This window comes from Rhizobium glycinendophyticum (genome assembly GCF_006443685.1).
Lineage (GTDB): Bacteria > Pseudomonadota > Alphaproteobacteria > Rhizobiales > Rhizobiaceae > Allorhizobium > Allorhizobium glycinendophyticum.
Genome location: NZ_VFYP01000001.1, coordinates 1,095,650 through 1,121,819, shown reverse-complemented (window position 1 = coordinate 1,121,819; position 26,170 = coordinate 1,095,650). Strand labels below are relative to the sequence as shown.

Genomic DNA, 26,170 nt, shown 5'->3' with positions numbered 1-26,170 from the left:
AGATTGCCGATGAAGCTACCCCTACGCCTAAGCCTTGCCCTGTCCATTGCTCTTGCCATCGCCATGCCGGCCCTTCTGGTACGGCCGCCTGCAGCATCCTCCGCCGACGACCCGATTTCGGCTGCGGCGCGCCATCTGGAGCGACAACTCGGCGGGCGGCTGGGGCTGATGGTGGTGGACATAGAAACCGATCGGCGATGGGGCTACCGCGCCGACGAGCGCTTTGCCATGGCCAGCACCTTCAAGGCGCTGGCCTGTGCCGCCCTACTCGATGCCGGAGAGGCCGTGCAGGGGCGCTCGATGACGATCGAGGCAAAGGATCTGCAGACCTATTCGCCTGTGACGAGCAAGAAGGTGGGATCGGCCATGACGGCGGCGGAACTCTGCGCCGTCACGCTTGCCACCAGCGACAACACCGCCGCCAATCTGGTGCTCAAGGCACTGGGCGGACCGAAGCGCGTGACCGCCTTCCTGCGATCTGCCGGCGACATGGTCACGCGTCTGGACCGGAGGGAACCCGCACTCAACGAGGCGAAACCGGGCGACCCGCGTGACACCACGACGCCGCAGGCGATGGCCACGACGATCGGCGACCTTTTGCTGGGCGACACGCTGACCGCCGATGCGCGAGGCCGGCTCACAGGCTGGATGGAAGCCAATGCCGTGGCGGACGGGCTGTTGCGCGCCGGCGTGCCGAAGGATTGGCGGATCGCCGATCGCACCGGCGCCGGTGGCCACGGGACGCGCGGCATTGTCGCGGTGATGTGGCCGCCGGGACGCCTGCCGGTGGTGGCGGCGATCTATCTTACGGAGACGGAGGCTTCGATGGCCACGCGAGATGCGGCCATTGCCGAGATCGGACGTGTGATCGCGGCCGAGGTGATGCGATGAATCGGATACCGGCGCGCGCCGTCAGCGCTCTGCGTCTGCTGGCGCTGGCCTGTAGCTTCACCCTTTGCGCCGAGGCCCGCGCGGAAGACGAGGCCGGTGAAACGGAGAGCACGCGTTCACCCTGGCAGATCGAGAAGTGCGAGGTCTACCGGAAGGCGCTGACCGAGATCCTCGCTCATGTGGGGCGCGACGGCGTGTCGGCATCGTTCCTGGAGCGCAACAACGAATACATCGCTAGCGGCTGCCTCGCCGCTGTCGATGCCTGCCCGCAGACCGACAAGGACATCGAGATCGCCAACGGGCTGACGATCGCCACCATGAATGCGGGGGCGGCCAGTTCGTTCAGCCCGTTTCGCTGCCGGTCGTGACGGACTAACGGCGAGCGGCCATCTCTCCTGCCGCTGCCGGACCGAATGAGAGGCTGGCGCGTTTTGGAACAATGGACAAGACGCGCAATTTTCTCGCCCTGATCAAAGGCAAGCTCTGGCTGCTGCCGCTCATCCTGACGCTCGGTTCGGCGGTCGTGGCGGTCATGCTCATCCTCTATGGCAACCACTTCGTCAGTTCCGAGGACGGGAACCTGTGGTGGCTCTATAGCGGGGATGCCGAAACCGGGCGGCAATTGCTGAGCAGCCTTCTCTCCGGCCTGATGACCATGACCTCGCTGGTCATCTCGGTTACTTTCGTCATCCTGACGCTGGCGGCCAATCAGCTGGGACCGCGGCTGATTTCGCGTTTCATGGCCGACCGGCAGATCCAGACGGTGCTTGGCCTGTTCATCGGCACGATCCTCTATCTGATCCTGGTGCTGCGGAGCGTGACCGATGCGCTGGGTGAAGAGGGTGTGCCACATCTGGCGATCACCACCGGCAGCGCGCTCACCGTGCTTTGCCTGTTGGCGCTGTTGTTCTACGTGCACAAGGTTGCCCGCTCGATCATCGCCGACAATATGGTTCAGGCGCTCTATTCGGACATGCTGGGGACAATGGACAGTGTCCTGCCGCCGAAGGACACGCCGAAGCACGAACCGCTGGGCGTCCGCTTTGCCGGCCCCGGCCATTCGCTGGCACTCGGGACGGTCGGGCATGTGCAGGTGGTCGATTATGCCATGCTGCTCGATCTGGCGGTTCGCGAGGACATTCGCATCGCGGTTCATGTCCGGGCGGGGCAATATCTGCTGGCGAAGGGCGATCACGTGACCGTCTTCTCGAGCGAAGCGCCTGAGGAGCGCGTGCTGTCTGCCATCCGGGCTGCCTTCACCATGGGATCCGAACGCACGCCGGCGCAAGATCTGGAATTCGGCATTCGGCAGCTCACCGAAATTGCCGTGCGCGCGCTTTCACCGGGCATCAACGACCCGTTCACCGCGCTTGCCGTCATCGACCGGATCAGCGCCATCATCGAAGTCCAGATCGAACGCGCCGCCCAGCCGACGGAATATCGGGACGAGGAGGACGATCTGCGGCTGATCGTCAGCCGGACGGATCTCAGGCGGCTGATGGATGCCGGCTTTCGACCGATCCGTCAGGCGGGGGCCGATCATCCGGCGATCCTGACGCGGATGGCGATCCGGCTCGCCGATCTGGGTGGGGCCGACATGCTGGACGCGGAGCGCGCGGCGCTGGCAGCGCAGATCGAGGCGCTGGCTCAGGCGGGAGAAGACTGCGCCTGCATCCCGATGGATCGCGACGAGATCCGTACGCAGGTCGAGGCGGCGCGGAGCCGGATTTCGGATACCCATCGCCGCGCCAATCCGGCTGCCCCCCTTCGACCGTCGCGCGAAAGTGCCGAACCGGCATAGCAGACGGCCTTGACGGCTGCGGTTACCCCGCCAACTCGCCCTTGCCCGGTGACGGGCAGTGGGCTAGTCGTGGCTCATGAACATTCTCGCCATCTCCGGCAGTGCGCGCGGCAGCTCAACCAATACTGCGATGCTGCGTGCTGTGGCAGAGATCGGGCGGCCCGCGCATGACGTGACCGTGTTTTCCGGTCTTGCAGCTCTTCCCGTATTTTCGCCCGATCTCGAAACCGCGCAGCTTCCGGACCCGGTTCAGGCATTCGTCGACATGATCAGCCAAAACGACGGCCTGATCATAGCGAGTCCCGAATATGTCAGGTCGATCCCAGGCGGGTTGAAGAATGCGATCGACTGGCTGGTATCGCGTGACGAGATCATCAACAAGCCGATCGCCTTGATGCATGCGTCCCATCGCGGCGACGACATGCTCGATCAACTCCGGATCGTTTTGTCGACGGTGAGCGCGCGCTTTTGCCAGGACCTGTTTCTGAGGTTCCCTCTGATGAAAATGCCGCCCGAAGACATTCAGCACAAGCTTCACGAACCGGCGAACCGGCAGACCGTGTCGAGGTTCCTCACAGACTTCGCTGCGTTTTCCGCGCGCTAGTCCCTGTCCGCTCTCGAGACACTCGAGCATGCGTGCCGCTCCCCCCCTCAAACGACAAGACCCCGCCGGTGATGACGGGGTCTTCTGGTCTCAAGATCAACTGAGCAAGAGCGGTGCCGGGAACGGCTCGGACTACTGCCGGACGACGATCTTGGCCTTGGTCGGCACACGCTCGTAGAGATCGATGATGTCGTGGTTGAGCAGGCGCACGCAGCCGGACGAGACCGCCTTGCCGATCGAGTTCCATTCCGGATTGCCATGCAGGCGGTAAAGCGTGTCCTGGCCATTCTTGAAGATGTAGAGAGCACGTGCACCGAGCGGGTTCATCAGGCCCGGCTGCATGCCGCCGTTGCGCGACGAATACTGCTCCAGTTCCGGCTGGCGGGCGATCATTTCGTCTGGCGGCGTCCATTTCGGCCATTTCTGCCGCCACTGGATGACGCCGGCGCCGCTCCAGGCAAAGCCTTCACGGCCAATGCCGACGCCGTAACGCATGGCCGTGCCGCCGGGTTCGACGAGATAGAGGAAGCGGCCGGGGGTGTCGACGACGACGGTGCCGGGGGCTTCGCCGGTCGGGTCTATGACCTGCTGGCGGTAGAAGCGCGACGGGATCTTCCAATAGGGGACGGCCGGGATGACAAAGCCGCCGTCATAGATCTCGCCATACATGGCGTCGAGTTCGGGCGTGCGGCCGGCAGGAGCCGCCGGCAGGACCGGGCCGTCAAGGCGAAGCCCCGGAGGCAGCGGCCGCGAGGTGGAGCAACTGGCAAGCAGGCTTGCGGCGCCGAGTCCGGTCAGAGACAGCAGAGAGCGGCGCGTCAGTGGATGTGCGGGGGACATATGATCAACGATTTCCTGTGGCAAAGCGGCGGAAATAAGACGCCGGAGGCGGCGCTTTGTTCCGCAATGGTGCGATGCAAACAGGAAAGGAGCGGTTAACGCAACCACTTGCCCCCTTCACGTTTTGGAGAGAGGGGCACGTCGCAAATGAGTGTCGCTAAATGACAACAATCGGCGTGCGATCGGGCACGCGATCGAAGAGATCGATGACATCCTGGTTGAACATGCGCACGCAACCGGATGACGTCGCCTTGCCGACGGACTGCCAGTCGGGCGTTCCGTGGACGCGGTAAAGTGTGTCCTTGCCATTCTGGTAGATGTAGAGCGCGCGGGCGCCGAGCGGGTTGTTGAGGCCTGCGACGAGGCCGCCGCGTTCGGCCGAAACCATCTTCAGGCCCGGCTGGCGATCAACCATATCGTCGGACGGGGTCCAGTGCGGCCATTTTGCCTTGCGCTGGATGACGCCCCTGCCCGACCAGGCAAACCCATCCTTGCCGAGGCCGACGCCGTAACGGATGGCCTTGCCGCCCGGCTTGATGAAATAGAGGTAATGCGCCTTGGTATCGACGACGATGGTGCCGGGGGCTTCCGCCGTCTCGTAGGAGACCTCGTTGCGCAGAAGGCTCGAATCAACCCGGTCGACCGGAATGGCCGGCAGCGTGTGACCATCATCCGACATCACGCCATACATGGCCTTGTGCAGCGGATTGTAGACCGGCAGGCCATAGGTCTGGTGGAACTGGGTCTGGTAGAGGTCGCGCTTGCGCGGGGCCGTCTGATCGGCGGCAGGCGGCGTGCGGGCCGGGTCATACCAGACGGGCGCGACTTCGTCCTGGAAGACGTCGATGTTCATACGGCTGGTGTCCTGGACGAGGATGCAGCCGGAAAGCGATGCGGTCAGCGCCGTGCCGAGACCGAGCGCCAGCGCGCGGCCGACAAGCGAGGACTGCGGCCTTGCCGTTGAAGAGCTCGAAACCTTGGACATGCTGCACCTGATCACTAACGTCGTTTGCGGCACCCTGTCAGGCGCGGCTGGCGCGAAGCTTATGTCAAACGTGACACCTCCCCCTCGGTCCGGCAGCTCATCCTGCTGCGATCGACGTTTAGGAGCGCCGCGGGCGCGGTCTTTTGCTTCGGCGCCGGCGGACGCGCGTGTTCTTCGCAAAAGTCAGGCCGCCATATGACTAAGGTCTTACTCAACCGACAGGTGAACAAAAAAAGTCGAATAAGCTCTTCAGGCCGCAGTGTGAGTTCAACCTTTCTTAAAGTTAACGCTTAAACATGGGTTCGCTGATTCAACCGTTAGGGGTTCCCATCCATGCTCAACAATATGAAGATCGGTCAGAAGATCTATCTGGGCTTCGGCCTGGTGCTTCTGGTACTTTGTGGCATTGCCGGAAGCGGCATTTTTGCCAACATTTCCAACAAATCCATGTTCGGAGACTATCGCAGCGCTGCCAAGCAGACCAACGGCGCGAGCGTCGTCCAGACCAGCATGCTGCAGACACGGCTGAACTTCCGCAAATATCGCGCCGAGCCGAAGGTCGAAGCGCAGCAACTGGTGGTGAAGGGACTGACCCAAACGAAAACCGATATCGACGCATTGATAGCGCTGACCACGGATCCCGCGATCAAGACGCAGATCGAAAGTCTGACGCCCCTGGTGGACACCTATGGCAAGGGCTTCGAACAGGTGGTCGAACTGCAGAGCCAGCGCGACAGCCTCGTGGAAAACGTCTTCAACGTGCTCGGACCTGAAATGTCGGACGAACTCGGCGCAATTGCCAAGCGGCTGAAAGACGGCGGGGACCTCGCTTCGGCTGCGATCATCGAGGACGCAAAATATGCCGTCGCGAACATGCGGCTCGGAGCCAACAAGTTCCTGCTCAAGAACGAGCAGGCCTCGCATGACAAGGCGATCGAAGCCGCCAAGGCCGCCGTCGTCAGCCTGCAGCAGGCCAAGCAGGTGGTGAAGAGCGACGACGATCGCAAGGCGATCGACGAAGTCCTCGGCGACTATACCGACTATGAAGCCGCGCTGGAAAAGATCGACGACGTCATATTTGCGCGCAACGACCTGATCGACAACACGATGAACCCGGCCGGCGAATCGCTTTCCGGCACGCTGGAGCAGATGAAGGCGGAGTTCAAGAAGACCCAGGACACGCTCGGCCCGCATATCCAGTCGACCATGGAGAACGGCGTGATTACCGGCATGGCACTTGGTGCAATCGGCATCCTGCTCGCCGGCACAATCGCCTTCGTCATTGCCCGTGGCATCACCCGCCCGATCGGCGCGATCACCCAGGCCATGGGCGCGCTTGCCGACAACAAACTCGACACCGAGATCCCCGGCCTCGACCACCGGAGCGAAATCGGCCTGATGGCGAAGGCGGTCGACATCTTCAAGCAGAATGCCATCAAGATCCGTCAGCTGGCGGCGCAGGAAGCGGCGCTGCAGGAAAAGAACGCCGACCTGCAGTCGAACATCGCGACCGTCGTCAACGCGGCCGTGGCCGGCGACTTCTCGCGCCGGATCACCAAGCGCTACGACAATCCGGATCTCGACGCCTTCGCGACCAACGTCAACACTCTCGTCGAGTCGGTCGACAAGGGCATTGCCGAAACCGGCCGGGTAATCTCGGCGCTGTCGCAGGGCGATCTGACCGAAAGCATGGAAGGCCAGTATCAGGGCGTGTTCGCTGAGTTGCAGAGCAACGTGAACGAGACCATGACCAGCCTGCGCCGCCTGATGGAAGAGGTGCGCCAGTCGTCGGATGCGATCAATGGCGGGGCGGACGAAATCCGCGACGCCTCGAACGATCTCTCCAAGCGCACCGAAACCCAGGCCGCCTCGCTGGAGGAAACCTCCTCGGCGCTCGAGGAAATCACGGTCGCAGTGAAGACCTCGACCGAACGGGCGCAGGAATCGAGCCGCATGGTCGCCGATGCCCGCCAGTTCGCCGAACGCTCCTCGGGCGTGGTGGAAGACGCAACCGCCGCCATGAGCCGGATCGAGCAGGCCTCGAACGAGATCACGCAGATCATCAACGTGATCGACGAGATCGCCTTCCAGACCAACCTCCTGGCGCTGAATGCCGGCGTCGAGGCAGCGCGTGCCGGTGAAGCCGGCAAGGGTTTCGCGGTCGTCGCGCAGGAAGTGCGCGAACTCGCCCAACGCTCTGCGACGGCGGCCAAGGACATCAAGGCGCTGATCAACAAGTCGGGCGAAGAAGTGCAGACCGGCGTCCGCCTGGTCACTACCACGGGTGATGCGCTGCGGGAGATCCAGACACGGGTCATCGGCATTGCCAGCCAGGTGACCTCGATTGCGACGGCTGCCCAGGAACAGTCGACCGGGTTGCACGAGATCAACACGGCGGTGAACCAGATGGACCAGATGACGCAGCAGAACGCCGCCATGGTGGAAGAAGCTGCCGCCAGCACCAACCGTCTGGCCGACGAGACTGCGCATCTGAAGGCGCTGATCTCGCGCTTCAAGGTGCACAAGGCCGGCATGGCGACGCGCCGCGCGGCGTGAGCGCTTCACCTTAATTCTCAAAAGCCCGAAGGCCCCTCTCACGGCATGAGCGGGGCCTTCTTCATGTCCGAGACGTTCTAAGGCTCGGCCTGTCAGGGCTTTCTCTCAACCGCCGTCGGCAACCGAATATTCGGCAGGAGCAGTGCGGCGATCAGGCCGATGACCATCATGCCGGAAGCCGTCATGAAGAGCGGCACGAAGGCATCCGCGTAGGCGTTGGCGACCAAAGCGCGGGTGGCGTCTGGCAAGGTCGAGAGGATTTCCGGGGTGAGGTTGCGGAAGTCCTGTCCACCCGGCAGAGGGATTGCGACATGCGACAGGCCGGTGCCGATGATCGCGCCGTAGATCGAGATGGCGATGGCGGCGCCGCCCATGCGGGTGAGCGTGACGGTACCGGTGGCGGCCCCGACATCGGCCTTGGAGGCGGCGTTCTGGACGCCGATCACCGGCACCTGCTGGCCGATGCCGACGCCGAAACCCTGCAGGAGCATGACAAGGCCGATCAGCAGCACGGGCGTTCCGGCATGGACGAAGGAGAAGACGGCGAAGCTGATGACGCCCAATGCGGCCGAGGCGATGCTGAAGGGCTTGTAGCGGCCGGACCTGGCGATCAGGCGGCCCGAGGTCAACGAGCCGATGGCGATGCCGCCGGTTGTCGCGATGAAGAGCAGGCCGGCCATGGAGGGCGAGAGGCCGGTCGTGGTCTGCAGGAAGAGCGCGACGTAGTTGACCGAGCCGATGCCGATGCCGCCCGAGACGATGGAGAGGATCAGCAGCAGGTTGATGGTCGGCTTGGAAAAGAGCGAGAGCGGCACGACGGGTTCGGGTGCCCGGCGCTCGATAAGGACCCAGCCTATGGCACAGAGCACGCCGAACGCGACGACGCCGAGGCTTTGCAGCGCGAGCAGCGAGCCGAAGATCTGGGCGCTGTCGGCCCAAAAGACGATGGAGGCGACGGCCCCGGCGAGCAGCAGGGCACCGGCATAGTCGATCGTCGGTTTGCGATGCGGCTTGCGATAGGGCAAGAGGATGGCGAGCCCCGTCAGGACGGCGATGCCGATCGGCAGGTTGACGAGGAAGATCGAGCGCCAGCCGAAGAGATCGGACAGCGTGCCGCCGAGAACCGGACCCAGCGCACCGGACGCCATCAACACGAGGCTGGAATAGCTCTGGTAGCGGGCGCGTTCTCGCGGTTCGAAGAGATCGGCATTGATCGAGAAGATCGACACCATGATGCCGCCGCCGCCGAGCGCCTGCAAGACGCGGGCGGCAATCAGCGTGTTCATCGAGACCGCCAGGCCGCAGACCAGCGACCCCAGGGTGAAGATGGAGATGGCGGCCATGATGACGTATTTGCGGCCGAAGAGATCGCCCAGCTTGCCATAGAGCGGCATGACCGCCGAGGTGGTGAGCAGATAGGCGGAGCCGACCCAGCCGAAACGCTCCAGATCCCCGAATTCGCCGACGATGGTGGGAAGTGCCGTCGAGACGATCTGGTTGTCGAGGGTGGCCATGAACATGGCCGACATCAGAAGCAGATAAACGAAGAGGCGCAGGCGCGGGTCGGTGACCAGCGGTCCCTCCCCGGCTGCAGCGGGACGGGCGGACGCTGCATTGCCGGTGACCGGCGGGCTCGCCGCTGGCGGAGAGACGGTGGCCGGATGCGGCTCCAGGCGGGGGGCCGGGCCTGAGCCGGCAGGGTTATCTGAGGGATCGAGGCGGTTGTCCATGGGATCGGGGGCTCCTGTGTGGCGCCAAAATGTGCCTCTCGCATTTATATGTCAATAGCACATATTTGCGTTTAGCATGCATTTTCGCTTGTGGCGATGTCCGAAGCTGCTAAAGTGATGCCATGCACAGCAATGACCCCTTGCCCGGCGACATCGACACGCCTTCAACCGCCACTCCGACCGATGCAGCCAGCACCGGCCTTGCCCTTGTCGGCCAGGCGATGACGCGCATGCGGCTCCTGATCGGCCGGCGCTTCATCGGCCGCATTGCGTTAAAGCGCATGGGAACGGGGCTCGAACTCTCCGACATCGATGCGATCGGCGTGATCAAGCGGATCGGCAATCAGCAGGAGGTAACGGTCGGGGCCATTGCCGAGCAGATGCGGATCGACCCGTCGCGCGGCAGCAGGATCGTTGCCGATCTCGTGCGCCAGGGAATGCTGGAACGGGCGGCCTCGCAGGAAGACGGGCGGCGCAGCCTGGTGCGCATCACGGATGCGGGACGGGGCGTGCTGGCCCAGATCGAGGCGATCAAGCACGAGACGATCATCGAGGCCACCGCCGGCTGGACGGAGGAGGAGATCGACAGCTTCGCCCGGCTCTACGCCCGCTTCACGGCAGGGCTCGAGGCACAGTTCGACAGGTTCGAACAGGACGAGGCTTGAAATGCGGCTGCGGGCAATCGTCGCCGATTGAGCGAAATGCAAAAACGACCCGGCCGGCATCTCCTCCCCCGAGAAAATGCCGGCCGGTCGTCACGAGGCTGGTTTTCACCGCCGATCCCGTTCCGCCAGGACAGGACCGGTTACACCCCGTGCCGAAGCAGGCTGCCGGTCAAACCGGCTTTGGCCCTTCAAGGGCTTTATAGATGTGGCGCGCCAGCACGGCGGCGATCGGCAGAGCGATTATGAGACCCGCGCCGAAAGCCGATGCAATCTGCCAACCTTGCCGCATGTCGAGCGTCAGCACCGCGATGACCGCCGCGCCCGCAACAGCGCTGGCAACGAGGATGTAAAGAACCGCAGCAAGACGTAGCATGACCCGACCTCCGAACTGTCACGTCGGTGTTCCGGTGCAAACATTGCCCTCCGGAACCCTTCGAAGACGACAATAGCGCTCTCGTCACCAACTTCCTTGATCTGGCGCAAATCGCGACAGTTGCGGGATTAGACAAAAGGTGAAGGGGGGCTCGATGACGATGAAGGGCGGGCCAGAGCTGACCCGCCTTCCTTCATGCCTCACGGTTTGTCAGAACCGAACGCGCAGACCGAGATTGGCACCGAGCGACTGGCTTCCGCCGCTTTCGACGGAATAGAGGAGTTTGGCATCGACATTCCAGCCTGACCCATCGGACAGGCCGAGACCGGCGGACATGGAGCCGAAGAGGCCGTTACCGTCGAGGGCTGCATAACCGAGCTTGACGCCCGCGGAAGGGGTGATTTGCAGGCCATTGGACAGCTCGATCTCGTGGGCGAGGTCGAGGCCGAGATTGGCGCGCAGCTGGCGTTCGTTGAAACCGTCGATGCCGAGAATACTGCCGGCTCCGTCAGAGATCTCGTAGGCGTCCACGTTTTCGTCGAAATAGACCAGACGCATGGTTGGCGTCAGCATCGTATCCGGTGCCACCTGCCATTCGCCGCTGAGCGCGATGTCAGCCATCCAGCGGCGCGTGTCGAAATCGCCAGTCCAGTCGCCCGCTTCGATATCATTGGCGGAGCCGCCATAACGCAGGCTGGTGTCCAGGAAGATGTCGCGGGCGATCTCCATCGAGGCATAGGGACCGGCGAGCCAGCCGAGGCCGGTCAAACGTTCGTCTTCGTCGGTCGGATCGGACATGCGGTCGAGATGCAGCGACAGACCGACGAGCAGGTGGTCGGAAATCAGGTAATCGGCGCCGAGATTGAAGAGGCCGAAGGTGCCCCAGTCGCCGGTGCCGTCATCGCGATAGAGCTGAACGCTGCCGTCGAGCCACAGGTTGAAATCATCGCCGAGGCCGGCCGTGGCACGGTCTTCGCCTGCGGCGATGCGACGGGCCGATTCGACTGCGGCGAGGCTGGTGGCAAAGCCGAAGGTGGCGGCACCGGTGGCATCGGAGCCATTGGCGGTGACCGTGACCGGTTCCGTCGCCTGTGCCATGCGGCGGCGATCCTTCAGGCTCGGCACATGGATCTGGTTGGAGAGCAGGTTCTGGCGCTCACCGACGAAATCGCGCACGGCGCTGTCGACGGCGTTGGCGACCTGCTGATCGTCGGCAGTGAGCGTGTAGGTCACCGTGCCGTTGGCAACGCCGATAGCGCTCGACAGCTTGTAGACCACACGGGCATTGCCGGTGAAGTAGACGCTGGGCGTGAAGCGCAGGTAGTAGCCGACAGGGGTTGAGGACGAGGTCGAGGCGAGTTCGCCGCTGACGATTTCTGCCGTGCCGGCATTGGACGGGGAGACCGCGACGACTGCGGCACTGGTGAAGGGACCGCCAGTCGCCTTGTTGTTGAGGTAAAGATCAGGTGGGCTTGCGCCTTCGGCCACGGTGACGGTGGTATCGGTGATGGTGACGGCACGCTCGACGACGGAAAGGCTAAAATCGGCGGAGCCAGTTTCGCCCCGGCTGTCGGTCGCAGTGAGCGTGAAGGCGTAGTCGCCGACGGTCGCGTCTTCCGAGAGCGGACCGTTAAGCGCGCCGGTCGAGACGTTGAGCGTTACGCCCTCCGGCAGGCTACCGGAGGTCAGGCTGAAGACGAGGCTGCCGGTGCCGCCGGAGGCGGAGATCGACGCACTGTAGGCTTCACCGGCCATGGCCTCATCCAGCGCGCCGCCGTCCGGCGTGAGGGTGATGGCCTCGGCTGTCGAGGTTATGGTGATCGAGACCGTGGCGGGTTGGGAGGTGCCGGCGGCATTGGTGGCGGTGTAGGTGAAGCTGTCGGTGCCGATATAGCCCGACGTCGGGGTGTAGAGGATGGACGTGCCGGAGGCTGTAGCCGTGCCGTGCGCGGGGGCGCTCGCCACCGTCACGCTTGCGGCTGCCCCGCCGCTCAAGGAGAGTGTGATGGCGTTATCGCTGGTTCCCTCAGCGACGGTCGCGGAGACGTCTTCGGCAACCGGCTCATCCGGCAGCACCGTCAAGGAAAGGCTCGCCTCGCCCGTGGCGCCGAGGGAATCGGTCGCGGTGACGCTGACGGTGAAGTCACCCGCTTCCTCAGGGATGCCGGAGAGCGTGCCGTCTTCGGACAGGGTCAGGCCGTCCGGCAGACCCGTGGCAGCGAAGGTGTAGGGCGCGGTGCCGAGTGTGGCGGAAAAGGTTTCGCTGTAGGACGAGCCGACTTGGGCCGCAGGCAGCGTCGAAGGCGCGATGGCCAGCGTCGGGGCGGTGACCGTGATCGAGACGCTCGCCTCGTCGTAGCCCCCGCCGTTGAAGGCGCGGTAAGAAAGCCTGTCCGTGCCGGAATAGCCGGCCGCCGGGGTATAGGTGATCGAGGTGTCCGAGACGGACACCGTGCCGTGCGCGGGTTCGTCGAGCAGCATGATCTGGTCGATAGGTCCGGAGTCGGAGAGATCGAGTACGACACCACTGCCATTGGCGGCGACAGTGGCGGTGGAATCCGAGAGATCCGGAGCAGGTGGCGTCACAGTGATGGTGATCTGTGCGATATCGGAGGTACCATAGTCGTTGTAGACGACGTAGTCGATCGTGTCTGTGCCGTAGTAGTCCGCAGTCGGGGTGTAATAGACGGTGAGGCCGGATATCGTCGCTGTGCCGTGTTGAGGCCCCCTCACGATATTGGCGCCTGTCAAGGATGGAGAGCCAATGAGCGTAAGGGCATAATTCGTCGAATTTCCCGGGACACGGGTCGAATAGGTTCCCGCTCCGGGGATCGGCGGCCGCACGGTGATGCTGACGGTGGCCGCCGCCGATGTGCTGCCATTCTTCGTCGCCGTGTAGGTGAAGCTGTCCGTGCCAGTATAGCCCGCGGTGGGCGTGTAGGCAAAGTAGTCCCCCTCAACGGTGACCGTTCCATGGGTGGGCTGGGTCGCCACGGCCAGCGTCGCGCCACTTTCCACTTGCGGGTTGGCAACATTTCCGCTGCTGTCGGCTTCATAGGTGACACTGAAGCTCGACACGGCCGGCGGAGCCGGAAGCACGGTGACTTCCCAGGTCCAGGAGTCGGTGCCGCCAGTGGTCCAGTATTCGCTGCCATCGACGTCCACGAAGAGTTCCCTATAGTCGTGACGTATCGTTCCCGTATAGGTGCCCGGCGTCGTCGGCGTTCCGTACAATATCACGACCAGCCGCGGGCCGCTCTGCGTGACCGAGATCACGTCCAATCCCGGTACGGATCCGCTAAAGGCCGGTCCGGTCGTGACATAATCGCTGTGCTTGTTCTGAATATTGAACGCCTGACGGCCGGCAACGCCCGCCTGAAACGTGAGCGACACATCCGCTGCAGACGCCAGGCTTATGACCGAAACGAAGGCGGCGAGCGACAGGAGCAGCAGAATGAAGACCTGCTTGAGACGGAGCGAATGCGACATGACGAGGAACCCGGGAAAGGACGCGACCGACCCAGCCTCTACTCATGCAGTTCTGCCCATCCCAGCCGGTCCATCCGGCCAAAACTGGGCGGTCCTCTGCGTCCGCACGCTTCGCAGAGGTGGCCGAGATCGGCAGGCAGACTCCCTAAGCGATTGTTTCGAAATTCCAATTCCAGATTACCCCAACCGGATTCACCATGAATGCGGATGGAATGCGCTCCGGCTTGTCCGTTCCCAACCTATCCGCCAAATTTGGGCAGATCCCGCCATGATGGCGCGGAGGCTCAGGGACGCCTTCTTCATGACCATGTCGAGCAGACGCCAGGTGCTATCGGGACTCGCAAGCCTTGCGCTTTCGCCGACCCTTGACCTGCTGCGACCGTCACTCGCCACCGCCCAAACGCTCGCCATGGCCGAACTGCGGGGCGGGTTCGATGCGTCGGACGCGGGCATCCTTCCCGGCGCCGAGGACGACCAGAGCCGCAAGCTTCAGGCGCTTCTTGATGCGGCGGCGAAGGCCGGGCAGCCGGTGTTTTTGCCGGCCGGCACCTATGAGGTTGCCAATCTGGAATTGCCGGAGGGCACACGGCTTACCGGTGTTCCGGGGCTGACGCGGCTGTCCTATCGCGGCGACGGGCATCTGATCGCGGCGCAGGATGTCAAGCATGTCAGCCTATCCGGCATCACCTTTGACGGCGCCAATCGCTGGCTGGCCGACTATACCGAGGGGCTGCTGTCGTTTCGCAATATCGGCTCGGTCGTGATCGAGGATTGCGCGGTGACCGGCAGCCGGAAATACGGGCTGCATCTGGCGCAATGCGGCGGGCGGATCGAACGCTGCCGGGTGAGCGGGGCGGCCCTTTCGGCGGTCTGGGCCATCGAGGGCAAGGCCTTCGCGATCTGCGACAACGAGATCCTCGACTGTGGCAATGGCGGCATCCTGGTGCATCGCTGGACCAAGGGCGAGGACGGAACGGTGATTTCGGGCAACCGGGTGGCGCGGATCGGGGCGGCCGAAGGCGGCACCGGGCAGAACGGCAATGGCATCAACCTGTTTCGCGCCGACAATGTCATTGTTGCCGGCAACCACATCTCCGACTGCGCCTTTTCGGCCATCCGCGCCAATTCCGCCTCGAATGTCTCGATCACCGGAAACCAGTGTTTTCGCTCGGGCGAGACGGCCATCTATGCGGAGTTTGCCTTCGAAGGCGCGCTGATCGGCGACAACGTGATCGACGGGGCAGCCAACGGCATCTGCGTGGTCAACTTCGACCAGGGCGGCCACCTTGCCACGGTATCGGGCAACATCATCCGGCATCTGGTCGACAAGGGCCCCTACCGCCAGGAGGTCGGCGGCTTCGGCTTCGGCATTTCGGTCGAGGCCGATACGGTGGTCTTGGGCAATGTGATCGAAGATGCGGCGACGGCCGGAATGCAGCTCGGCTGGGGGCCCTATCTGCGCAATCTTGTCGTCTCCGGCAATATCGTGCGCAAGGCGCGCACCGGCATGCGCGTCAGCGTGGTCGAGGGGGCGGGACAGGCCGTCATCTCGGGCAATATTCTGCAGGAGATCAAGGACGGCGCGATCCTCGGCTATCGCTGGGCAGAGCGGTCCACTGGCGATCTGATTTCCGATGCTGGCGGGTATGCGCATCTGGCGATCTCGGGCAACCGCTCGAGCTAATCCGACCGCCAGCCGGACAGGCGGCGATACTGCTGAGAGCCGCATGTCCTGTCTTCGAACGGCACAGGAGCCGATTTCGTCGTTAAGGCGATACAAACCAATATTAGAATTGCAGGATTTTCGTAAGTGACGATTAAGCGACCCATGTCTTAATGGTTCTAGATGAACCTCGTGCGGTCGCCATGCTGTTGGAATTGCAGAATACCATCCTTGAGAAGATCGCCACGGGGCAATCGCTGGCGGAGACGATCGACTATCTCTGCCGGGAGGTGGAGGCGCAAGCGCGTGACGTCGTCTGCTCCGTACTCCTGCTCGACCAGGACAACCGCCTTCGTCATCTCGCCGGACCATCGCTGCCACTCGAATACACCGATGCCATCGACGGCATCCAGATCGGACCCGGCGTGGGGTCCTGCGGCACGGCCGCGTTCATCGGGCGGCCGGTGCAGGTCGAGGACATCGAAACCCATCCCTATTGGGAGCCCTACAAGGGGCTTGCGCTGCCGCTCGGACTGAAGGCCTGCTGGTCGACGCCGATCGTCGCCTCGGGCAAGGTGCTCGGCACGTTTGCCTTTTACTACCGGGTTACGCGTGGCCCTTCCGACGCCGAAAAGGCCATCGTTCAGGCCTGTGTACACCTCTGCGCCATCGCCATGGAGCGCGACCAGCGCATCGCCGACCGCAAGCGCATGGCAGAGACGGACGGGCTGACCGGCCTGCCGAACCGCAGCCGGTTCAACACCGTGCTGGCCGAAGTCGCGCAGCGGCCTCAGGTCTGGAGCCTGTTGCTGCTCGATCTCGACAATCTCAAGATGGTCAACGACACCTTCGGTCACGGCGCCGGCGACGACCTGATCCGTGTAGTCGCACACCGAATTGCCGAAACGGCCCCGGAGGGCATGGCCTTCCGCCTCGGCGGCGACGAATTCGCCGTGATCATTCCCTGCATCGACACCTTGCGCCCCGCCGATCTCGCGGAAAGGCTGATTGCCCGGATCAAGGAGACCGCCGATTGCGGCGGGCACCTGATCTATCCGGCGGTCACCATGGGCGGTGCGGTGATCGTTGCGGGCGAAGGGCCGGATCAGGTTCGGCAGAACGCCGATTACGCGCTCTATCACGCCAAGGAACGGGCACGCGGGCGCTACGTGCAATATAGCCCAGGGCTCGGCACGTCGATTGTCGAGCGCTTCCGGGCGGTGCAGGAGGTGGGGCTCGCGCTGCGCGAAGATCGTATCAGCGCGCATTACCAGCCGGTGGTGGAGCTTGCGACCGGGCGGATCATGGGCCTGGAATCGCTCTGCCGCATGACGACCCGCGAGGGTGAGATCCTTCCGGCGGCGCGTTTCATCGAGGCGATGAAGGATGCCCATGTCGGGCTTGACATCACCGACCGCATGCTGGAGCGGATCGCATCCGACTGCGGCCGCTGGAATGCGATGGGCCTCGGCTTTTCCCGTGTCGGCTTCAATCTCACGGCGGCCGATTTTTACCGCGGCGGACTGACGCGGAGGCTCACCGAGACATTCGCCCGGCACAATCTCTCTCCCGGCATGATCGTCGCGGAGGTAACGGAATCGGTTTATCTGAGCCAGAAAGACAGCGTTGTCTCGGACGAGATCCATGCGCTGCGAGAGGCAGGCATCAAGGTGGCCCTTGACGACTTCGGCACCGGCTTTGCCTCGCTCACCCATTTGCTGACGGTGCCGATCGACATCATCAAAATCGACAAATGCTTCGTCAAGCGCCTTTCGGAAGCCAGCACCGGCGCCGTGATTGTCCGCGGGCTGCTGGAGATCGCCCGCGGGCTCGGGATCATCGTCGTGGCCGAGGGAATCGAAGAACGCAGTCAGGCAGAGCAACTGCTGTCGCTCGACTGTACATCCGGTCAGGGCTATTTCTTCGCCCGGCCGATGAGCAGCGCCGCGATCGAGGCGCTGCTGCGCAAGGACGATTACATCTCCGACTGGAGCGCCTTCCTGCTGGAGGGCGAGAGAGACCTCGCCCAGGCTGTGGCGGGCTGATCGCCCGTGAGCGCGGCGAGCGGCGACGGACGTCCCCCCCGCCCCCGCCCAATCCCTTACTCGCGGCTTTTCCGGCTTCCAGCAGTCGTCACCAGGCGGATCAGCTCGCGGGCTTCCGGCGGCGGGCGCTTTTCGACGCGGCGATAGAGCCGGCAGTCGCGGGTGCGGCTCAGAAGCCCCATGTTGACCAGTTCGCGGCGGAGCAGCACGTGGTCGCCGAAACCGTTGTGGCGCATGAGCACCGCATTCACGTCCTTTTCGCCGAGATCAACACCCGCCGGCAGATAGGACCACATGACCCAGAGCGCCAGCTGCTGCTGGTTGAGCTTGCCCGGCCAGCGGACAAGCACGTTTGTGCCGGCAAAGCAGCGGGCGGCAAGCTCCACGCGGCGGAAATCGACGGGTGGTTCGGGCTCGATCACGACCGGACGGGCCAGCCGATCTTCGGCCGCGCGGCTGGCCTTGAAGTGCTGGTAATTGCGAAAGCCGACCGCGCGGGTCAGCATGTTCAAAAGCTCGACATGGCCGGGCTTGTCCGCCCGCGCCTCGAGTTCGCGCTTCAGGGATTTGGCCAGCGCCGACAGATCGGGCGCTGCATAGGCATGTGTCGTCCTTGACATCTCATCATCTCCAAGTCGTACCCTGGCGCTGGAAGGCAGCCATCAAGGCCGGTGGTCACCGACTTCCGACGGGGCACGGGGAAACGAGCTGACGTCGATGAAGAAGAGAGGCAGGTTTAGCTCCCCTTGTCGGGGCGGTGACGCCTGGGTGAACTGCGGACCCATGTCACAACCGATAAGGCCAGACGGGGGATCCTGTCAACTGAGCGCTTCCATCAGCGAATTTCATCGGTCGCATCACCCGCCACGGCTTTTCCGGGTGGCTGCGTCGGGATAGCGTCTGGCAAAACATCACCTGGCAAATCACACGGAGACCGGCATGCTGAAGATCTACGGCGTCTACAAGTCACGCGCGACGCGAATCCTCTGGCTGGCCGAGGAGCTTGGCGTGCCTTTCGAGCTGGTGCCGGTGCTGCAGGCCTACAAGCTGGAAGACCCGATGGCTGAGGGCGTGCGGCTCAACACTCGATCGCCGGAATTCCTGGCCATCAATCCGATGGGCAGCATTCCGACCATCGAGGATGACGGGCTGGTGTTGAACGAGTCACTGGCGCAGACGCTGTATGTGGCGAAGAAACAGGGCGGACCGATGGCGCCGCGCGATCTCCACGAGGAGGCGCAGATGCTGCAATGGTCGCTGTTTGCGGCAACCTCCATAGAGACGGACGCGCTGAAGATCTCGACCGCCAACAATGAGGGCCGATTGTCCACCGAGGCCGGCCAGCAGGAAGCGAAGGTTCTGGCCCGCATTCTCGCGCGGCCCTTCGGCGTCTTGGAAAAGCATTTCTCGCACAACGACTATGCCGTCGGCGGACGCTTCACCGTGGCCGATATCAATCTGGCGGAAATCGTGCGCTACGCCCAGGCCTATCAACCGCTGTTCGACGCGCATCCGAAGACGGCCGCGTGGCTTGCCCATGTTCAGGCGCGGCCGGCCTTCAAGGCGATGTGGGAGAAGCGGCTGACCGAGGTGGAGTGACCCCTCTCAGGTGCCGGTCTTCTTCGACCGGTCGCCCTTTGCGCCGTTCGCCCGGCTGGCGGCAACCTTGGCCGGGGAGCGCGAGCCAACCTCGGCGGTGGGCTTCGAGTTGGGCACTTGAGCCGACGATGCCGGCCATATGAACGGCGAATGGTGTGCCGGCGATAAACCGCGACCATAACAGAGCCTGATCCCTGCCTTGGGGTTTTTCGGTGCTGCTCAAATCCATCCGAGGGTCAGGGCGATGGTTGCCGCTACCCGAACAGCACGTCCGTCACCCGCACCTGGCCGACCTCGATGCCGTTCCAGTTGCGCATGCCGTGATGGGCCAGCCGCATCAGGGCCGCATGCTCTTCCGTGTCCGCTTCAAAATGCCGGGCGAGAAGGGCGGCGATCATGGCTTCCGCCGCTCGAGTTGCGCCATCCTCGGCCTTGACGGCGAAGGACAGGCCTTTTTCCGGCAGGAGCGCGCAGAAGACGCCTTCGGCGCCGGTCTTGGCGAAGATCCTTCCAGGTGCGACCTGCATGAGCTTGGTGCAGAAGCGCTTTGTGCCGGCCACATAGAAAGGCTCGGCCATGCAGGCCTCGATCAAGCGACGGGCGGCTGCGGCGCGGATAGGGGCAAGGCCCTGCCCCATGCCAAGTTTGGCAAAGCCATGGGCGAGGCCCTTCAAGGGGACGGCATAGGTCGGGATCGAACAGCCGTCTGTGCCGCAATTGTCAGGGCCGAGGGCCGCACCTGTCAGATCCTCCATGATGGCCCGGATCGACTGTTGCAGCGGGTGGTCATAGGTCGAATACCCCTTCGGGTCTTCGCCCATATGGACGCAGGTGCAGATGAAGCCGGAATGTTTGCCGGAGCAGTTGTTGTGGAGTGCCGACGGTTGGTCGAGGCTGCGGGCCTGGGCAATGATGGTCGCCTGGTCGAAGGACCAGTGGGCGCCGCATTCGAGATCAATCTCGCTGCGGCCCGCAGCTTTCAGCATGGCAGCGGCAGCTGCCACGTGTTCCGGCTCGCCGGAATGGGACGCGCAGGCAAGCGCCAGCTCTCGGTTGCCGAAACCAAAAGCGTCGGCTGCGCCGCTTTCCACGAGCGGCAGCGCCTGCATGGCCTTGCAGGCCGAGCGCGGGAAGATGGCGGCATCGATATCGCCAGCGGAGAAAATCACCTGCCCTTCCGCATCGACGACGACCGCCAGGCCGCGATGACGGCTCTCGACGAGTTGACCGCGTGTGACTTCGACCGTGACCGGATTGTTCATGACCTGCCTCAAATTGCCCTGATTGTATGATCCCTGTTAAAGCATGCATCGCCAATCGGTTCGAGGTCGGGCTTGAAATTTCTGCTGCGTATCGTCTTCGTCATCCTGCTGGTCTTCGTTTTGCCGACGCTTGTTTCCGCCGGGCTCTGGGCGACCCGCGAGCATCCGCGCGGATGGCGGGATGCCGACTGGAGTTCGGCGGGCATGCTGCCCGAGGCGCAAGTCAGCCCGGACGCCGCGATCTATGTCTTCTCGGCGATGACGGGCGGCTTCAAGGGGGCGATCGCAAGCCATGCCTGGATTGTCACCAAGGAGAAGAATGGTTCCTATCGCCGCTATGACAAGGTGGGCTGGGGTACGCCGATCCGGGTTAACAATTACCCGGCCGACGGGCTGTGGTATTCGAACAGGCCGCGCCTGGTGGTAAAGATTGCGGGAGCCGAAGCCGAGCGGCTGATCCCGAAGGTGGAGGCGGCGATCGAAGCCTATCCTTACCGCCAGCCGGGCGGCTACCGGATCTATCCGGGGCCGAACTCGAACACCTTCGTTGCCCATGTGCTGCGTCAGGTGCCCGAACTTGGCGCTGTCCTGCCCCCGGATGCGGTGGGGCGCGATTACCTCGGCGACGGCACGTTCTACGCGCTCGACGCCGATGGCCGCGACCTGCATATGAGCCTCGGCGGACTTGCCGGTTTCTCGGTGGGTGCGCGCAGCGGGCTGGAGGTGAACTTCTTGGGGCTGGTGGCCGGGCTCGATCTTGGCCGGCCAGCCGTCAAGGTGCCGGGGTTCGGCACGGTGGGTTTCTGAAGGCACGTTTTCACGCCCCAGAATCAAAAGAGCCACCCGCGAGGGTGGCTCCCATGAGCTTTAGTCCTTTGTCTGGACCCGGACGAGATAACCGCCCGAAGGAAGGCTGGATCAGGCCGAGGGCTGCCCCGTCAAAACCGCACCCTTTCCAAAGTCACACACGCAGACCGAAATCTCATTAGACATTGGATCACCTTCCTTTCGTTACGTTGCCGATGATTGAAAGGTAGGGTGGAGTGCGGGATTCGACAAGGCACGTTATGTAACAAATTGCTTGGATAATTGTGTTGCATTGCGGCGGGATGAGACCATAGTTCGCGCGCGGATTTTGGCCGTCTGGTCTATCGCGCTAGGCTATGCCGGAGAATCTGAAGCCAATACATTCTGACTCCACTTAAGGGACAGGGCACGCTTCGACTGAGTGGCCCGTACTTAGCTTCTGTGAGGCGGTTGCGGCGGCCACACCCGCTCCGTGCCGTAAAGCTTTTCAAACTCCGCGATGACCATCTCTAGCGTGGCCTCAAACACGTTTCTCTGGAAGGATCTCGGCTCTCTTCTTTCATGCAGATAGCGCCACCTGACGAATGCATCATTATGCTGGAAGAGGACATGTCGTATTCCATAGTCAACATAGAGACCGCTGGGGTGAAACGGCGCAACGGAAGCCTTGAACGTTGAATCGAGCTTATCCCGACTTTCTTCGGTTAAGCTGTCGAAAAGCTCAGCCAGATCGTGAGTCCAGCGCTTCATTGTTTTGTCATGGTCAAAAACGTACCAAGCCTTCAGCGCTAATTCCATCGATAGGGCGAGAAGCATCGGCTCAACACCGAAATGCGCCCCATTCGGACCGAACGGATACGCGGCCTCCCCGTCCGGGAATGTCCGCGTCTTGTTCAGAATCTGCCTGGCACCAACGCCCATTCTTACGGCTGTCGTCAGTCGTTGACTCATCTGCCCTATCCCAAACGGCGCTGACCCATTTCCATCAAAGGTAAAATGTAGAACACAAAGCAACCAATACGAAAAGTTTCAAAGCGCCCACTGTACATGCTGTCCAACCAAGGCCCTCCCACTCTTGGGTTGACCACCCAGTGTGCGACGGCGAAACTCCTCCCGCAACGGAGGAGAACACCATGGAAGACACCATCCGCTGGCGGAGCATGCAGTCGGCGCCGAGGGACGGCAGCCGTATTCTGGTGACGATCCGGCCGTCCGAACAGGGTCCCGGTGCCGTCGATCTCGTCTACTGGTCGGCGGGCGATCGCTATGGCAGCGACGGCTGGCGCTCTTCGGATTCGACGCCGGGCGCGATTATCGCCTATGCGGAACCGGAGCTGAAATGCTGGATGCCCCTGCCGGGCGTCGATTCGGACGCCATGACCCGCCCGCCGGCCTGGGAGGGCGAGGACGAGGCGGAACTGGATGGATCAGGGATCTGAGCTATCGCCACACCCGAACTGTCGGCGGTCCTGTCAATCGATCGCGACCCGGAACGGTCCGGGATGAACCCGAGCCGCCCGGCATTGCGGCGGTTGCGGATCCTGTCTTTGAGCCCCCTTGTCCGCGGAGACCAGCATGTTCACCCATATCATGATTGGCAGCAACGACCTTGAGCGGTCGAAGCGCTTCTACGACGCCACCTTCGCGGCGCTGGGCGGAGAACCGGGAGAAACGGACGCGCGGGGGCGGCTGATCTACAGCCACAAGGGCGGGCGGCTGATGATCACCACGCCGATCGACGGCAAGCCGGCAACGGCGGCCAATGGCGGGACGATCGGCATCCTGGCCGATAGCCCCGAACACGTGCGCGCCTGGCACGACGCCGGGGTCGAGACTGGCGGCAGGTCGATCGAGAGCCCACCGACGCTCAGGCCGAACGGGCAGTTCGTCGCCTATCTGCGCGACCCGGATGGCAACAAGCTCACGGCCCGGTCCCTGCCCGCTCAGAAGGCGTGAGCTGCTGCACGCCTTGCGCGGCGGTCATTTCTTCACCGTCTTCTTGGCTGTGGCGACGGGGGTCGTCACCAGCTTGAAATCGGCCATTTCCTGCGGCGTCAGGTAATAGAGCCGGTCGGGCGGCGTTTCCAGTGCGTGGATCCAGAGACCGTCGGCGATGCCCATCTCGTCGAGATGGCGGGCAATGCGGGCGGTTGTGCGCTGGGCCTCCGACATGGCCTGTTCCGGCGAGGGTCGCTGATCGCCGTTGCCGTTGAACACCTGATGCACGCCGAGAATGGCATTTTCCGCCGCCTCGCGGGCGACGCCGCCGGCGAAGACCAGCGGGCAGGAGGAGGCACAGAGTGCCTTTGTTGCCACGCGCGTGTCGAGGCCCTTTTCGCGGATCAGCTTCGACATGGCGAGCGCATCCTCCACCGAGCCGCCGGGGGAATTGAGCGAGACGGCCTTCACATATTCGCCGCGCGCGGCAATCTCGGCTGCGAAGCGATCGGCAGCGCCGAGATCGATCGAACCCTCGGCCTTCAAGAGCCCGCCGGGCTGCAGGTCGAAGCGCATGGGCTGGCGCAGCACCTCGGGCGCGCTTTCCGGCTCGACCGGCGGCGCCTGGGGCACGCCGTCCGTCAGCGCCGGGGGCAGCACGGGTGCGTCCGTGATCATCGGGTCATGGCCGGGAAGGCTTGCGTTTTCGAGACTCATTTCCCTGATGTCGACGAAGAGAAAGGCCCCGGCGGCGGCGAGCAGGCCGAAGAAGGCACCGCGCATCAGGAGGCCGTCATCGACGGTGAGAAAGGCGTCTCTCAGGCGCGGAAAGAGAGCGGCGGGTCTCACGCGGGCGGCCCCTTGCGCGGCGTCTTTGCCGCCATGTCGAGGCTGGTGATGTTGGGCGCCGTCCGCTCCCGTCCCTCCTCAGCCTCGGCCGCATCGAGAGCCTGCTCGACATCAATCCCCCGGCTGCTGATCGCGCGCTGGACTTCGAGCGCTTCCAGAAGCTCGGCGGCGGTGATGCGCTGGGCGAAGGGCAAACGCTCTTCCTGGCGGCGGATCGCGCCATGCACGACGGCGAGGATGAAGACGAGAACGGCGGGCAGAAGATCGATGGAAATCGCGCCGGCCCAGGCGGGAATGAAATCGGCGGCATAGCGCAACACGGCTTCGGCGGATGACAGTGGCACGAAGCGGCGCTCGGCCACGGGTTCGCGTGCCAGAATGTCGTCTGCCGCCTGCGACAGGACCTGCGACTGGGCGGTAACGGAGGCGCGGATGGTCTGCATGACCTGATCCTGGCGGTTCGCGAGATCCGCCGCCTGGCCATCCGCGACCGGGGCGATGAAGCCGAGCGAGAGGTCTTCCGCCGCGCGCTTGACCGAGGGGGCGATCGAGGTCTGTTCCAGCGAGGTGATGACGCCCGAGAGCGCCACGACTTCTGCTGAAAACTCGTCGCTGCGCGGCGCGATGGCACCGGGGGCGGAGACGAGCTTGCGCATGGTTTCGAGGTGGCCGCGGCCCTGATCGAAGAGGGTCGTGACCCGTTCGCGCGAGGCGGTGATGCCGGTTTCCAGCTCCTTCAGCTGGGCGGACATCTGGCTGAGCAGCTGTACGACGCTGCCGGAGCCGGTGGTGCCGGTCAACGCGCCGTTCTGGCGTTCGTCTTCGGCGAGCCGGGCGAAGCGTTCGGAGGTGCGCTGGATATCGGGCAGCAGGCTTTGCGCGGCGAGCGCGTTCTGATGGGCCTGGTCAAGGTCGGCGGTGTAATCCTCCACCGTTTCGGCGAGATGCTGTTCGAGTGCTGCCGAACCGGCAAGAGCCGCCGCATTCAGCCAGCTCGACATGGCGATGATCATGGCGCAGCCGAGCGCCATGACGCCGAGCATCGCGCCACGCGCCGCCGGGCCCGTCACATGCGGATAAAAGCGCGCCATGTAGGACCAGAAGGCATAGATGGCGACCGAAACGGAGACCGAATAGATGATCGCGGCGAAGAAGACTGATGTGGCCGAACCGTCGAGAATGCTGCGCACACCGAGATAGGTATAGACGCCGGAGGCGAGCGCCAGCACGGCGAGCGCAAAGCGGGTCATGGTTTCGACGGCTAAGACGCCATCCTGCAGACGATGCGAAGCGCCAAGCGCCATGAAGACCTCCAGCCGATAAGAAGCGTTAACAAGCGCTTAAGAAGGGGGCGGAATCAAGGCTGATGAACGTGCGGAAAGGTTGCCAAGAGGGGACGGCAGTCCGAGCGCAAAGATATCAAGCCGCGCCTGAAGGGCTAACTTAGATCGTGGAGGTCTTTTCCCAGGGCCGGGCCAAGGCGCCATTGTGTAAACCGCACCTGCAAACCGGACCGTTCCGGCGTACAGCACATCGGACCGACGAGATATGTTTCCGATTTCGGGAACGGGCTTAGACGCACCAGTGGCCAAGCTCTGCCGTCGCTAGATGCCTGTATTCTTAATACTCCGCCCTGGACCGTTACCCTTACCCAGAAATCCGATGGATCGCCTGCAAACGGCCCCGTTGCCCAGTCCGATGCCCCATCGGTCAATACGCTACCGAGCAGTCCATGACCGTCGGAAAACTCGATCCCCGTCTTGACCCAGCGACTTTCGTCGATCCGCACCATGAGACCCGCTTGGTCGTAGAGGTGCTGGAATTGCGCTTGAACGCGGACCTGGGCAGTGAAGCCATCGGCGGACCCGAAGGCGTAGAAATGCCCGGTATCGCGGACAAATCCATAGTGTGTCTCGCGCCAGAAATCGGTGTTCGCGCCGGTCGTGATGCACAGCTCGTCATCCGTAACCGAGACGCTTGGCGGTCTGTTCAGCCACTGGCCATTTGTCAAATTTTGCACGCGCAGCTCCTGATGAGATCGGGGTGACATACTGATAGAGAATTTCGCGTCCG

The 26,170-nt window shown here is 63.4% G+C and carries 23 protein-coding genes; 12 read left to right on the top strand and 11 right to left on the bottom strand.

The window, feature by feature from the left end; genetic code table 11:
* Nucleotides 1-9 precede the first annotated feature (9 nt).
* The 4 genes from bla to FJQ55_RS05370 all read left to right on the top strand — a co-directional run bounded on the left by bla (nt 10) and on the right by FJQ55_RS05370 (nt 3,296).
* On the top strand, nt 10-891 hold the full coding sequence (gene bla / locus FJQ55_RS05385) for a class A beta-lactamase (RefSeq protein ID WP_140826649.1): 882 nt from the start codon (nt 10-12) through the stop codon (nt 889-891).
* Nucleotides 888-1,259, top strand: coding sequence for a hypothetical protein (locus FJQ55_RS05380; RefSeq protein WP_140826648.1), 372 nt, complete (start codon nt 888-890; stop codon nt 1,257-1,259). Before bla ends, FJQ55_RS05380 begins: the two co-directional genes overlap by 4 nt.
* A 71-nt stretch (nt 1,260-1,330) precedes the next feature.
* Nucleotides 1,331-2,692 (top strand): DUF2254 domain-containing protein, encoded by a 1,362-nt coding sequence (locus FJQ55_RS05375; RefSeq protein WP_140826647.1) that lies wholly within the window; start codon nt 1,331-1,333, stop codon nt 2,690-2,692.
* A gap of 76 nt (nt 2,693-2,768) precedes the next feature.
* Nucleotides 2,769-3,296: an NADPH-dependent FMN reductase gene (locus FJQ55_RS05370; protein ID WP_140826646.1), complete on the top strand. Its 528-nt coding sequence runs from the start codon at nt 2,769-2,771 to the stop codon at nt 3,294-3,296.
* Nucleotides 3,297-3,428: 132 nt separating this feature from the next.
* On the opposite strand, the gene FJQ55_RS05365 is transcribed toward FJQ55_RS05370, so the two are convergent.
* The gene (locus FJQ55_RS05365) at nt 3,429-4,136 is read right to left on the bottom strand and encodes a L,D-transpeptidase (RefSeq protein ID WP_140826645.1); all 708 of its coding nucleotides are present in this window, start codon (nt 4,134-4,136) and stop codon (nt 3,429-3,431) included.
* A 157-nt stretch (nt 4,137-4,293) separates the two neighbouring features.
* A complete protein-coding gene (locus FJQ55_RS05360) occupies nt 4,294-5,121 on the bottom strand; it encodes a L,D-transpeptidase (RefSeq protein ID WP_140826644.1) in 828 nt (275 codons plus the stop codon).
* Nucleotides 5,122-5,454: 333 nt separating this feature from the next.
* Here FJQ55_RS05360 and FJQ55_RS05355 point away from each other — a divergent pair, with 333 nt between their 5' ends.
* The gene (locus tag FJQ55_RS05355; protein ID WP_140826643.1) at nt 5,455-7,677 is read left to right on the top strand and encodes a methyl-accepting chemotaxis protein; all 2,223 of its coding nucleotides are present in this window, start codon (nt 5,455-5,457) and stop codon (nt 7,675-7,677) included.
* 92 nt (nt 7,678-7,769) lie between these two features.
* Here the strand turns inward: FJQ55_RS05355 and FJQ55_RS05350 are convergent, their stop codons facing one another.
* Nucleotides 7,770-9,407 carry an MDR family MFS transporter gene (locus FJQ55_RS05350; protein ID WP_140826642.1) on the bottom strand — a complete coding sequence of 546 codons (1,638 nt, stop codon included), beginning with the start codon at nt 9,405-9,407 and terminating at the stop codon, nt 7,770-7,772.
* A 122-nt stretch (nt 9,408-9,529) separates the two neighbouring features.
* Here FJQ55_RS05350 and FJQ55_RS05345 point away from each other — a divergent pair, with 122 nt between their 5' ends.
* Nucleotides 9,530-10,072 carry a MarR family winged helix-turn-helix transcriptional regulator gene (locus tag FJQ55_RS05345; RefSeq protein ID WP_140826641.1) on the top strand — a complete coding sequence of 181 codons (543 nt, stop codon included), beginning with the start codon at nt 9,530-9,532 and terminating at the stop codon, nt 10,070-10,072.
* 169 nt (nt 10,073-10,241) lie between these two features.
* Here the strand turns inward: FJQ55_RS05345 and FJQ55_RS05340 are convergent, their stop codons facing one another.
* Both FJQ55_RS05340 and FJQ55_RS05335 read right to left on the bottom strand, forming a co-directional pair.
* Nucleotides 10,242-10,445 (bottom strand): hypothetical protein, encoded by a 204-nt coding sequence (locus FJQ55_RS05340; RefSeq protein ID WP_140826640.1) that lies wholly within the window; start codon nt 10,443-10,445, stop codon nt 10,242-10,244.
* A 210-nt stretch (nt 10,446-10,655) separates the two neighbouring features.
* Nucleotides 10,656-13,934, bottom strand: a complete 3,279-nt coding sequence (locus FJQ55_RS05335) for an Ig-like domain-containing protein (RefSeq protein ID WP_140826639.1) — start codon at nt 13,932-13,934, stop codon at nt 10,656-10,658.
* A gap of 307 nt (nt 13,935-14,241) precedes the next feature.
* Between FJQ55_RS05335 and FJQ55_RS05330 the strand changes: the two genes are divergently transcribed.
* Nucleotides 14,242-15,618 (top strand): TIGR03808 family TAT-translocated repetitive protein, encoded by a 1,377-nt coding sequence (locus FJQ55_RS05330; RefSeq protein ID WP_140829101.1) that lies wholly within the window; start codon nt 14,242-14,244, stop codon nt 15,616-15,618.
* 182 nt (nt 15,619-15,800) lie between these two features.
* Complete coding sequence (locus tag FJQ55_RS05325) at nt 15,801-17,642, top strand: putative bifunctional diguanylate cyclase/phosphodiesterase (RefSeq protein WP_140826638.1); 1,842 nt, start codon at nt 15,801-15,803, stop codon at nt 17,640-17,642.
* Nucleotides 17,643-17,698: 56 nt separating this feature from the next.
* On the opposite strand, the gene FJQ55_RS05320 is transcribed toward FJQ55_RS05325, so the two are convergent.
* Entirely contained in the window at nt 17,699-18,262 is a 564-nt protein-coding gene (locus FJQ55_RS05320) for a DUF2087 domain-containing protein (RefSeq protein WP_140826637.1), read from the bottom strand.
* A 319-nt stretch (nt 18,263-18,581) separates the two neighbouring features.
* On the opposite strand from FJQ55_RS05320, the gene FJQ55_RS05315 reads away from it, so the two are divergent.
* Nucleotides 18,582-19,241, top strand: coding sequence for a glutathione S-transferase family protein (locus FJQ55_RS05315; RefSeq protein WP_140826636.1), 660 nt, complete (start codon nt 18,582-18,584; stop codon nt 19,239-19,241).
* A gap of 254 nt (nt 19,242-19,495) precedes the next feature.
* Here the strand turns inward: FJQ55_RS05315 and FJQ55_RS05310 are convergent, their stop codons facing one another.
* Entirely contained in the window at nt 19,496-20,503 is a 1,008-nt protein-coding gene (locus FJQ55_RS05310; RefSeq protein ID WP_140826635.1) for an asparaginase, read from the bottom strand.
* 72 nt (nt 20,504-20,575) lie between these two features.
* Here FJQ55_RS05310 and FJQ55_RS05305 point away from each other — a divergent pair, with 72 nt between their 5' ends.
* Nucleotides 20,576-21,310: a DUF3750 domain-containing protein gene (locus tag FJQ55_RS05305; RefSeq protein ID WP_140826634.1), complete on the top strand. Its 735-nt coding sequence runs from the start codon at nt 20,576-20,578 to the stop codon at nt 21,308-21,310.
* Between the two features lie 432 nt (nt 21,311-21,742).
* Here the strand turns inward: FJQ55_RS05305 and FJQ55_RS05300 are convergent, their stop codons facing one another.
* On the bottom strand, nt 21,743-22,261 hold the full coding sequence (locus tag FJQ55_RS05300) for a hypothetical protein (RefSeq protein ID WP_140826633.1): 519 nt from the start codon (nt 22,259-22,261) through the stop codon (nt 21,743-21,745).
* Nucleotides 22,262-22,443: 182 nt separating this feature from the next.
* Here FJQ55_RS05300 and FJQ55_RS05295 point away from each other — a divergent pair, with 182 nt between their 5' ends.
* Together FJQ55_RS05295 and FJQ55_RS05290 are read left to right on the top strand one after the other, a co-directional pair.
* Nucleotides 22,444-22,749, top strand: coding sequence for a hypothetical protein (locus FJQ55_RS05295; protein WP_140826632.1), 306 nt, complete (start codon nt 22,444-22,446; stop codon nt 22,747-22,749).
* 136 nt (nt 22,750-22,885) lie between these two features.
* Nucleotides 22,886-23,266, top strand: coding sequence for a VOC family protein (locus FJQ55_RS05290; protein WP_140826631.1), 381 nt, complete (start codon nt 22,886-22,888; stop codon nt 23,264-23,266).
* Between the two features lie 24 nt (nt 23,267-23,290).
* On the opposite strand, the gene FJQ55_RS05285 is transcribed toward FJQ55_RS05290, so the two are convergent.
* From FJQ55_RS05285 to FJQ55_RS05275, 3 genes are all read right to left on the bottom strand, one after another.
* On the bottom strand, nt 23,291-24,031 hold the full coding sequence (locus FJQ55_RS05285) for a COG3904 family protein (RefSeq protein WP_140829099.1): 741 nt from the start codon (nt 24,029-24,031) through the stop codon (nt 23,291-23,293).
* Nucleotides 24,032-24,093: 62 nt separating this feature from the next.
* Complete coding sequence (locus FJQ55_RS05280) at nt 24,094-25,401, bottom strand: hypothetical protein (protein ID WP_140826630.1); 1,308 nt, start codon at nt 25,399-25,401, stop codon at nt 24,094-24,096.
* A gap of 134 nt (nt 25,402-25,535) precedes the next feature.
* The gene (locus FJQ55_RS05275; RefSeq protein WP_208758203.1) at nt 25,536-26,147 is read right to left on the bottom strand and encodes a DUF1349 domain-containing protein; all 612 of its coding nucleotides are present in this window, start codon (nt 26,145-26,147) and stop codon (nt 25,536-25,538) included.
* Nucleotides 26,148-26,170: the final 23 nt, after the last annotated feature.